Annotated in this window: 7 protein-coding genes; all 7 read right to left on the bottom strand. The window is 70.9% G+C overall.

The genetic code is table 11. The features are described from left to right. Positions 1 to 788, bottom strand: a 788-nt coding sequence (locus NBG84_RS36300; RefSeq protein WP_250923965.1) for an LLM class flavin-dependent oxidoreductase, incomplete at its 3' end; no start/stop codon positions are given. A 115-nt stretch (positions 789 to 903) separates the two neighbouring features. After that, positions 904 to 2,499: an ABC transporter substrate-binding protein gene (locus tag NBG84_RS36295; RefSeq protein WP_250923964.1), complete on the bottom strand. Its 1,596-nt coding sequence runs from the start codon at positions 2,497 to 2,499 to the stop codon at positions 904 to 906. Further along, complete coding sequence (locus tag NBG84_RS36290; protein WP_250923963.1) at positions 2,496 to 4,196, bottom strand: ABC transporter ATP-binding protein; 1,701 nt, start codon at positions 4,194 to 4,196, stop codon at positions 2,496 to 2,498. The genes NBG84_RS36295 and NBG84_RS36290 overlap by 4 nt, the downstream gene beginning before the upstream one ends. After that, positions 4,193 to 5,029: an ABC transporter permease gene (locus tag NBG84_RS36285; RefSeq protein WP_250923962.1), complete on the bottom strand. Its 837-nt coding sequence runs from the start codon at positions 5,027 to 5,029 to the stop codon at positions 4,193 to 4,195. The genes NBG84_RS36290 and NBG84_RS36285 overlap by 4 nt, the downstream gene beginning before the upstream one ends. Continuing rightward, positions 5,026 to 6,051, bottom strand: a complete 1,026-nt coding sequence (locus NBG84_RS36280; protein WP_250923961.1) for an ABC transporter permease — start codon at positions 6,049 to 6,051, stop codon at positions 5,026 to 5,028. The genes NBG84_RS36285 and NBG84_RS36280 overlap by 4 nt, the downstream gene beginning before the upstream one ends. 4 nt (positions 6,052 to 6,055) lie before the next feature. After that, positions 6,056 to 7,426 (bottom strand): aspartate aminotransferase family protein, encoded by a 1,371-nt coding sequence (locus NBG84_RS36275; protein ID WP_250923960.1) that lies wholly within the window; start codon positions 7,424 to 7,426, stop codon positions 6,056 to 6,058. A 240-nt stretch (positions 7,427 to 7,666) separates the two neighbouring features. Next, on the bottom strand, positions 7,667 to 9,526 hold the full coding sequence (gene asnB / locus NBG84_RS36270) for an asparagine synthase (glutamine-hydrolyzing) (RefSeq protein WP_250923959.1): 1,860 nt from the start codon (positions 9,524 to 9,526) through the stop codon (positions 7,667 to 7,669). Positions 9,527 to 10,412 lie beyond the last annotated feature (886 nt).

Below are 10,412 nucleotides of genomic sequence, written 5' to 3'. Positions count from 1 at the left end.
CGCCGCAACTCCCGCGCCGCGCCCAGGGTGGCCGTCCCGGCGAAGACGCCGTCGGCGGTACGGGCCGCCAGGCGCAGCCCGGCCAGGGACGACGTGGCCTGCAAGGTGAACGGGAAGGCGGCCGAGTAGGGCGCCATGTCGATGGGCCCGGACTGGTCGTAGAACTCGCCGTGGTGATCGACGTCGGTGATCAGGTCCTCGCGGACGAAGCGGTCCGTCGCCGGGTCCGGGGCGTTCGCCGCGGGCGGCCAACTCGCCCACAGGGCCCTGGCGACCTCGATGAACTCCTCGGTCTGGGCGTGCCGCCGGTCGCGCGGCACCTCGCGCCGGACGCCGATCGCCGTACCCGAGCGGAAGGAGGACACCACATTGACCCAGGCCCGCCCGGCCGATATCCGGTCCAGGCTGGCCAGCGAGCGGGCGAACGACGACGGATGGGTGTGGAGCGTCGACACGGTCGGCATGACGGCGATCCGCGAGGTGGCGCCGGCGACGATGGCGGCGACCTGGAACGGTTCGAAGACGGTCAGCGGCGGCCCGGCCCGCAGTCCGGCGCGGTTCACACCGGAGAAGTCGGCCTGGAACAGGGCGTCGAATCCGGCGGCCTCGGCCTGCTGGGCCGCCCGTACGAAGGTGTCCACCGCGAACGGGGTGTCGGCGCGGCCCGCCGCCGTCCGCCAGTCCCGGCTCGTCGGCAGGTACTGCGCGTTGAGCAGCGAGACCGGTGTGCCGCCGGTCCGCCGGTCCGCGCCGGCCACCACGGTGTCGGTGGGTGACGAGGTGGTCATCGTTTCCTCTCGGTGGTCTGGCCGCGCCGCTCGCGGCGAGGGTGCGCGCCGGCGGCGTGGGGCGTTCCGGGGTGCGCGCACCCGCTGTCGCCGGGGGGTGCGGCGGGTGGGGGCGTCACTTCTTCTCGACGCGGTGGAGGATCGGCTCCCACGAGTTGACGGGGAAGGTCAGCTCCCGCACCGAGGCGCGCGTCAGCAGAACCTGTGCGGAGTCGAACAGCGGGATCCCGTGGCCCTGTTGGAGGATCGTCGTCACCGCGGATTGCACAAGGGAGTTCCGCTTCACCGGATCGACGGTGGCCGCCTGCTCGGCGAGGAGCCGGTCGACCTCGGGCCGGGGGGCCTGGCCGTCCCACGGGGCCAGTTCCGTGTGGTAGAACGCGGCGATTCCGTCGGCGTCGCCACGGCTCGCGCCCTGGTAGACCGCGAGCTGCCACTTCCCGGACTTGCGCAGGTCGGCCTGGGCCGCGTCGGACACCGGCTTCAGGTCGAGCGCGACACCGATACCGGCGAGGCCGTCCTTCACGTACTCCCAGCCGGAGGCCGCGGCGCCGATGTCCGAGTTCGAGTAGGTCAGCGCCAGCCGCAGCTTCTTGCCGCCCTTGGCCCGGATGCCGTCGGCGCCCTTCACCCAGCCGGCCCGCTCCAGGATGGCACGGCTGCGCCCCGGGTCGTGGGCGAGCAGCCCGGTGCGGTCCCGGTAGTTGGGATGGGAGCGGGAGACCACGTCGGTGGCGGGTTCGACGCCCTCGCCGTAGAAGGTGTCGACGAACTCCTCGCGGTCGATGCCGTGCTGGATCGCCTGCCGTACCGAGGGGTCGGCCAGAACGGGGTCGGCGGTGTTGACGACGAAGGTGTTGACCACGCTGCGGTCGGCGGCGAGTACGGTCTTGACGCCGTCCTGCTTCCCGGCCTGGGAGAGCCCCTTCTCGGTCATCGAGTAGGCGAGGTCGTACTCGCCCGCTACGACACCCGCCGCGCGGACGCTCTCCTCGGGCACGATCTGGATCGTCACCCGGTCGAGCGCGGCGGCGCCCTCGCGCCCGAAGACGGCGGGGGCCCAGTCGTACCCCTCCCGCTTGGTGTACTCGACCCGCTCGTCCTGGACGGCCTCCTTGAGGACGAACGGTCCCGTGCCGATCGTCCCCCCGGCGCAGCGCTCCTTCGGGGACTTCGCGAGGGACGCGGGGGCGATGATGCCGAACTGGCCCTCGGTGTTGGCCTGGAGGAAGCCGGCGTTGGGCTGGGAGAACTCGACCCGTACCGTCCGTCCGTCGAGGGCCTTGGCGTGGTCGTAGCCGCGGAGATAGGCGCCGGGGGTCGGCGAGACTCCCTGCCCGGCATGCTTCCACAGGGTCTCGAAGTTGTCGGCGACGACCTGCGCGGTCAGCTTCTCGCCGTTGCTGAACGTCACTCCGTCGCGGAGGGTGAACTCGTACGCCCGTCCGCCGTCCAGGTTCTTCCAGGACTCGGCCAGATACGGCTCCAGCTTGCCGGTGTCCGGGTTGTGGCTCAGCAGGGTGTCCAGCACCTGTCTGCCGAAGAGCGCGAAGGGATTGGACTGGGCGTAGTCGAAGCAGGTCGGATACCAGCCGTAGGCGACCCGCAGATGGGTGGTGTCCGAGGTTTCGGCTCCGCTCGTGCAGCCGGTCAGCAGGAGCGCGGCAGCTCCGGAGGCAGCGAGCAAGCGCGTGAGGGGCGCGCGGGTCATGGTTGTTTCTTCCCATCTGAAGTGGAGAAAGGGGCGAGAGGGGCTAGGTGGACAAGAGGTGTCGGGAGTTGGAGGGCGGGGACCGCGTCAAGGAGCGCACGGGTGTGGGGGCTGGTGGGGGCTTCGAAGACGGACCGGGTGGCGGCTTGCTCCTCGACCCGGCCGCGGTGCATGACGATCACCTCGTCGGCGACGGCCCGCACCACACCGAGGTCGTGCGAGACCAGCAGATAGGCGACTTGGAGTCGTTCCTGTAGGTCGCCGAGGAGCTTCAGCAGGGCGAACTGGACGGCTTGGTCGAGCGCCGAGACCGGTTCGTCCAGCACGATCACGTCCGGGTCGAGGGCGAGCGCGCGGGCGATCGCCACCCGCTGCAACTGTCCGCCGGAGAGCTGGGACGGGCGGCGGGCGGCCAGCTCGGCCGGGAGTTCGACCTGTTCCAGCAGGTCCCGGACGCGCTCGGCACGGGATTTGGCCCCGCCGACGCGGTGCGCTTCCAGCGGCTCCGCGATGGCCCGCCCGACGGGGAACGACGGATTCAGGCTGCGGGCGGGGTTCTGGTACACGAGCTGCACCCGGCGGGCGAAGGCTGTACGGGCCCGGCGGCCGGGACGCGTCTCCTCGCCGTCCAGGAGTACGGTCCCGGCGTCCGGGCGGTCGAGTCCGGTGAGCAGGCGCAGCAGGGTGGATTTCCCGGCCCCCGACTCCCCGACGACGGCGACCGTCTGCCCCCGGTGCAGGGTGAGGCTGACATCCCGTACGGCGTCGATCCGCTCCTGGCCCTTGCCGCCCCCGAAGGACTTGGTCAGACCGTGCGAGGCGAGCACCACCCGCGGCGGGGACGCGGCCCGGAACACCGGGCGGGCGGGTAGGCGGCTCGGCAGGGAGGTGAGGAGTTGCCGTGTGTAGGGGTCCTTGGGGGCGTCGAGGATGTCCCGGGTCGGCCCGGACTCGACGACCCGGCCGGCCCGCATCACGACGAGATGGTCGGCGCGCTCCCCCGCGACGGCGATGTCGTGGGTGACCAGCAGGACGGACAGGCCGCGTGCGGCCCGTACCTCGTCGAAGAGGTCCAGCACCCGCCGCTGGACGGTGGTGTCCAGGTTGGAGGTCGGTTCGTCGGCGAGCAGCAGACGCGGCTCGCCGACGAGCGCGAGGGCGATGAGGATCCGCTGCCGCTGGCCGCCGGACAGCTCGTGCGGGTACTGCCCAAGGCGCAGCCCCGGCCGGTCCACACCGACGGATTCCAGCGCGGCGACGGTACGGGCCCGGCTCTCCTCCCTGCCGGTGAGGCCCAGGAAGTGCCGGTGCAGCTCCGCGAACTGGGCCCCGATCCGCATCAGCGGGTCCAGTGACCGGACCGGGTCCTGGGGGACGAGACCGACCGAACGTCCGCGCAGTGCGCGGGGATCGTCGATACGGCGCAGGCCGCCGGTCGTCCCGTCCTGGAACTCCAGCCGCTCGAAGCTGACGTCCGCGGTGCGCGGGGTGAGGCCCAGCAGCGCGTGCAGGGTGGTGGACTTGCCGGAGCCGGACTCGCCGACGATGGCGACCGCCCGGCCCGCCGGCACGGTGACGGACAGGCCGTCGACCGCGACCGTTGCGTCGCGTCCGCGCTGCCCGGGGTAGGCGACCTTGAGTCCTTCGAGCCGGAGCAGCGCGCCCCGGTCGGTCGCCGGGTCGATGGCGGCGGTCATACCAGCCCCGCTTCCGAAGCGCCGAGCGCGCGTCCCACCCGGTGCAGCGCGAGCACGACACCCGCGAGCACCGCCCCGGGCAGCGTGGTCAGCCACCAGGAGGTCGCGAAGTAGTCCCGTCCGGCGGCGATGAGGTTGCCCCACTCCGGGTCCGGCGGCTGGGTGCCGTATCCCAGGAAGCTGAGGGCGGATACGGACAGGACCATGGTGGCCAACTCCAGTGCGCCCAGCGCGGTGATCGGGCCCCGGGCATGGGGCAGGACGTGCCGCCCGAGGACGCGGTGGCGGGCCAGCCCGTAGCCGTTCGCCGCCTCGACGAAGGTCTGGGCGCTGACCCGCAGCACTTCGGCGCGGGTGACCCGGGCCAGGGTGGGCACCGAGGCGACGCCCACGGCGACGGCGAGGTTGAGCGGACCGGTGCCGAGGCCGGAGACGATCAGCAGCGAGATCAGCAGCGAGGGGAGGGCGAGGAGTACGTCGACGCCGCCCATCAGCACCCGGTCGGCGGTGCCGCCGAAGTAGCCGGCCGTCAGTCCGATGAGGACGCTGAGACCGAACGCGAACGCCAGCGCGAGCAGGGCGATCGACAGGCTCGCCTGGGTGCCGTGGATGACCCGGCTGAACAGGTCGCGGCCGAGTTCGTCGGTGCCGAAGAGGTGCTCGGCCGACGGCGGGCGCAGCCGCTCGGAGACGTCCTGGGCGTACGGGTCCCGGGGCGCGAGGACCCCCGGCAGCAGAGCGGCGGCTCCGACCAGGCCGAGTACGGTCAGGGAGAGTCCAGGCACGGAGGTCCGTGACCGGGAGCGGGTGGGTGGGACGGTGGTGGCGGTCATGCGCGCGCTCCCCTACCCCGGTGCCGCGTCCTCGGGTCGAGGACGGGATACAGCAGGTCGACGGCGAGGTTCACCGCGGCGAAGAGGACGGCCGCCAGCACGGCGATGGCCAGGATCACCGGCGCGTCCTGGGTCTCCACCGACGAGGCGAGCAGCCGTCCGAGTCCGGCCCGTGCGAACACCGTCTCGGTGATCACCGTGCCCACCAGCACTCCGCCGACGGTCAGTCCGGCCAGCGTCACAAAGGGCAGCAGCGCGTTACGTGCCACATGCGCGAGGTAGACGCGTGACCAGGGGAGCCCGCGGGCCCGCAGGAGTCCGACGAAGGCCGCCTGCTGGACGTCGTCCAGGCTCCGGACGAGTACGGCCGTCAGCGACGCCGACACCGGCAGGGCGAGCGCGACGGCGGGCAGCACCAGCCCGGACAGACCGGTCCCGCCCGCCGACGGCACCCAGCCGAGGGTGAACGAGAACAGTTGCAGCAGCAGCAGCCCGAGCCAGAACGCCGGGACCGCGGCGATCAGCGCGGGAACGTTCACCAGGACCCGGTGGAGGACGCTGTCGCGCCGCCAGGAGGTCACCAGCGCCAGGGCGACGGAGAGCGGAATGGCGATGGCGAGCGCACCGCCGGCCAGGGCGAGCGTGTTCGGGGCCACCGCCGCCAGGATCTCTGGCACCGGCCTGCCCGACTGGAAGGAGGTGCCCGGGTTCCCGCCGAGGAGTTGCAGAAGCGTCTCCACGTAGCGGACCAGCAGCGGCTGGTCGAGTCCGTACTGCGCACGTAATGCCTCGACCTGTGCGGCCGTGCCGCCCCCCGCACCCGCGGACCGGCGCTCCAGCATCAGCGCGACCGGGTCACTCGGCAGGGCGTAGAGAAGGAAGAACGACAGCGTGTACACCGAGAACACCACGGCGGCGAAGTAGCCGCAGCGGCGCAGCGCGTACACGGCGGTCGATCGGCTCGCGGCCGGCCGTTTCGTCGGGACGACCCGGTCCCGGACCGGGTGCGGGGTTCGCGTCATGCTGTCAGAACCTCGCCCACGCGTCGGTGAGGGCCGTGCGCAGCACCTGCTCGATGAAGGCGAACTCCGGGGCGCCGACGATGGCCGGCGGGGCCAGGAGGATCGCCGGGTCCCCCCGCTCGTCCAGGCGGGCGTGCAGTCCGGCTTCGCTCAGCGCCGGACCCAGGAGTTCGTCCAGGAGTCGGCGGCGCTCCTTGGCGGTGAAGGGTTCCCTGGTGTGCTGGTCCTTGACGAGGACGACGCCCCAGAAGTACCCGGCGCCGCGGACGTCGCCGACGATCGGCAGATCGCGGAGCTTGTCCAGGGTCGAGCGGAACAGGTCCTCGTTGGCGCGGACGTTCTCGTTGAGCTTCTCGCGTTCGAAGATCGCGATGTTCTCCAGGCCGACCGCCGCCGCGACCGGGTGGCCGCCGAAGGTGAGGCCGTGGACGAAGGTGTTCTCCTTCTTCGTGAACGGCTCGAACAGGCGGTCGCTGACGATCGTCGCGCCGGCCGGGATGTATCCGGAGGTGATGCCCTTGGCGCCGGTGATGATGTCGGGGGTGATCCCGTAGCGGTTGATGGCGAAGAAGTCGCCGACGCGTCCGAAGGCGGTGATGACCTCGTCGGCGACGAGGACGACCCCGTATCTGTCGGCGATCTCCCGGACCCGCTCGAAGTATCCCGGGGGTGGCGGGATCGCCGCTCCCGAGTTCTGCACCGGTTCGAGGAATATCGCGGCCACGGTCTCCGGGCCCTCGAACTCGATCGCCTCGGCGATCCGGTCCGCCGCCCAGTGGCCGAACGCCTCTTCGTCGTCGCGCAGATGCTCCGGGCCCCGGTAGATGTCGGTGGTCGGGACCTTGTGGCCACTGGGGACGAGCGGCTCGAAGGGGGCGCGCAGACCCGGCAGCGCGGTGATGGAGAGGGCGCCGTGCGTCGTTCCGTGGTAGGCGATGTTACGACTGATCACCTTGTGGCGGCCGGGCTGGCCGATGGCCTTGAAGTACTGCTTGACCAGCTTCCAGGCCGTCTCGACGCTTTCACTGCCGCTGTTGGTGAGGAAGACCCGGTTCAGATCGCCGGGGGCACGTTCGGCGAGGGCCTCGGCGAGTTCCGCGGCACGGGGGTGGACCGCGTTCCAGATGGGGAAGTAGTCGAGTTCACGAATCTGTCGGGCGGCCGCTTCCGCCAGTTCGGGTCGGCCGTGGCCGACGTTCACGGCGAACAGTCCGGACAGGCCGTCCAGGATCCGGCGTCCCCTGTCGTCCCAGAGGTAGGCGCCCTCCGCGCGGGTGATGACGGGGACCTCGCCGCCGGCGCTCAGCTTCGCGTGGTTGGTGAAGTGCAGCCACAGGTGGTCACGGGTCTGCTGCTGGACATCAGAGGTGGACAAGTCACACTCCCAAGGGGTCGTTTCATGGCGGGACGGACAGGGGTGGGTACGGGGTGCTCCCGTGTCCGCGGGGCGTGGGGCGGGGCGCGGAGGGCGCAGACCCCGCGGGCTCCGGGCGCCCCGGCCGGGATACCGGTCGGGGGCCTTCAGGGCGAAGCCGGTTGGGGCGGTGGACATGGGCGAGCCGGGCGGGGCCGGGGGTCGGCGCCCGCCGAAACGGCCGGGGTAGGTGTGCGGCTGCTAGATCGCCAGCTTCGGGGAGTACTGCCGCAGCCAGGAGGCGAAGTTCAGCACGACCTCACCCTCGAAATTGCTGACGAGCCCGTGTGACCTGGCCGAGTCGGCGAGTCCGCCGGGCGCCAGCACCTGCGGGGCGAAGATGTCCGCGAGCCCGTCCGGCGGGTCGTCCAGGACGCTCGCGAGCTGGCGTTCCAGCGTGCGCGCGTACTCCGGGTCCGGTGTGGTCGGGTAGGGCGACTTCTTCCGCTCCAGCACTCCCACCGGGAGCAGATCGCTGACCGCGTCCCGCAGCACACCCTTCTCCCGGCCGCCCGCGTTGTGGACCTGCTGACTCATCGTCACCAGATGCTCGACGATCCGGTGATCGGTGAACGGGACCCGTACTTCCAGACCATTGGCCATGCTCAGCCGGTCGTTCCGGTCCAGCAGCATCGGCAGGAAGTAGGAGACCGCGAGGTGGATGATCTCCCGGTGGCGCCGCTCCTCCCGGCTCAGCGCCGGGTCGAAGGTGAGCCCGCCGAGTGCGGTGGCGTACTCGTCGCGGAGGTACTCCTCAAGTCGCAGCGTCCGGGCGAGACCGGGGTCGATCGTGCCCAGGACCCGCTGATGGAGATGACCGTGGGCGGGGCTGTCCGCGATCCAGGGAAAGGTGTCGGCCCAGACCGCACGCGGCTCATGGAACCACAGGTAGCCGCCGAGGAGTTCGTCGGCCGCCTCTCCGGACAGTGCGACGGTGGCGTGCTTGCGGACCTCACGGCAGAGCAGGAGCAGGCTGGTGTCGAGATCACCGAAACCGTTGGGCAGGTCCCGGGCGCGCACGGTGGCGTCGCGCACGTCCTCGCGGGCGAGCAGCGCGCTGTCCAGCACGATGTTGGAGTGCCGCGAACCGATGTGGTCCGCCGCCTCCCGCGCGAACCTGCGGTCGAGGGCGGACCGGGAGTCGGCCGTGTCGGAGGCGTCCGCGAAGTCCACGGAGAACGAACCCACCCCGCCGCGCCCCGGCAGACCGTTGGCGAGGGCGGTGACGGCCGAGGAGTCCAGTCCCCCGGAGAGGAAGGTGCACAGGGGGACATCGGCGATGGTCTGCCGGGTGACCGTGTCGTCCAGCAGTGCGCGCAACTGCCCGACGGCCTCGCCGAGGTCCTTCGCCTCGGACGGACGGCCGACGAGATCCTTGACGTCCCAGTACCGGATGGTGCGGACGCCCCGCCGGGAGAACTCCAGCACCTGGCCCGGCAGCACCTCCGAGATCCCGCGGTACGGGTTGGTCCCGGGGAACTTCAGCAACGGCAGCACCAGTTGCCGCAGGCCGTCCTCGTCGATCGCCGTGACCACGTCCGGGTGCGCGAGGATCGATTTCGCCTCGGACCCGAAGATCAGCCGCTCGCCGTCATGGAAGTAGTGCAGCGGCTTGACCCCGAGGTGATCGCGTACGAGCCACAGTGTTTCCTCTCGATCGTCCCAGACCGACAGGGCGAATATCCCGTTGAAACGCTCGACGGCACGGGTACCCCATTCCACCCAGGCGGCGAGGACGACCTCTGTGTCGCTCGATGTCCGGAACCGGTGACCACGGGAGGAGAGTTCACTGCGGAGTTCCCGATAGTTGTACAACTCACCGTTGTAGGTCAGCGCCCAACGGGTCTCGGAGCCCGGTGCGGCGGGGAAGAGCATCGGCTGTTCGCCGTTCTCGATATCGATCACGGAGAGCCTTCGGTGGGCGAGCACCGCATAACGGGAGAGCCAGATCCCGGACCCGTCCGGGCCTCGGCGGACATGCTCGTCGTTCATTCGCTCCGCGATGGCCTGCGCGTCAGGACCAAGCCCAGACAGATCAACCCATCCGGCTATTCCGCACATGACAAAGTCCCCTTGTTTCCGGTGTCGCTGAATTGAACTCGTGCTGGGGTGGTCGTGACGTCGACTCGGAGAGCCCGGTCATGGGGAATCCGGTCACACCGTCACGCGCGCTGCCTCAGCGGCGACAGAGTCCCTCACCGAACGGAAACATCCGGCCTTCGTGTCCCGAAAGGCAGGGCTGGGAAAGCACACGGCTGCGCGAGAGTCCACGCGAGGGCATGAGAGGCGTCGCCGTACGCCGGTACGCTCCGGCGGGCCGGCGCACCGCGTGGGTCTCCGCTACGGACGACTGGCCGGGTGCGAGGCAGCCGAACGCGGCACGGGGGCGGAGGCGATGGAAGAGGAGCACAAGGCCCGGCTCAGCGGATGCCCGCGTGGCGGGACAGAGGTTGGTGCGAGCTGGAACGGTGCCGTTCACCATGGTCACTCCGGGGGCGTCGGTGCCGTTGGCAGCGCGGTGACGCGGCGGACGGCAGAGGTCGAACCGTGGGAAAGGGGTTCAGACCCAACAACAGACGCGGATGACCGCAGCCCGGCGCACGCCGGGCGGCGTGTCAGGGGTGCAGGTCGGAGTGGTCATGAAACGATGATCGCAACAGGCCGTGGGCGGATGCAAGGAATTCCCGTCCACGTCCCACGATGCGAGACAGTGAGGGTTCACGCGGCGGCCTGACGGGCGCGCCCAAGGGGCCTTCCCCGCACGTCAGTTGGGTTGCACCAGGCCGGGCACGGCACGCTAAAGGAGCAACAGCGTCACCGCGCCGGGGGCCCAACCACCCTGGCACGTGGGGCCATTGGCCTGCCAGCACAACACAAGGCCGACGCATCCCGACCCCAACAGGACCTGTCTGGAGCCCTGTTCACATCCGAGGGCGGCACCGGAAGC

Origin of the sequence: Streptomyces albipurpureus (assembly GCF_023701525.1) — a bacterium.
GTDB classification, from domain to species: domain Bacteria; phylum Actinomycetota; class Actinomycetes; order Streptomycetales; family Streptomycetaceae; genus Streptomyces; species Streptomyces albipurpureus.
This window is presented reverse-complemented; position numbering and strand designations above follow the sequence as displayed.

Coding starts and splice junctions, on each gene's coding strand:
- NBG84_RS36280 (WP_250923961.1), bottom strand. CDS start 6,051: ATGACGCGAACCCCGCACCCGGTCCGGGACCGGGTCGTCCCGACGAAA.
- NBG84_RS36290 (WP_250923963.1), bottom strand. CDS start 4,196: ATGACCGCCGCCATCGACCCGGCGACCGACCGGGGCGCGCTGCTCCGG.
- NBG84_RS36295 (WP_250923964.1), bottom strand. CDS start 2,499: ATGACCCGCGCGCCCCTCACGCGCTTGCTCGCTGCCTCCGGAGCTGCC.
- NBG84_RS36285 (WP_250923962.1), bottom strand. CDS start 5,029: ATGACCGCCACCACCGTCCCACCCACCCGCTCCCGGTCACGGACCTCC.
- asnB (WP_250923959.1), bottom strand. CDS start 9,526: ATGTGCGGAATAGCCGGATGGGTTGATCTGTCTGGGCTTGGTCCTGAC.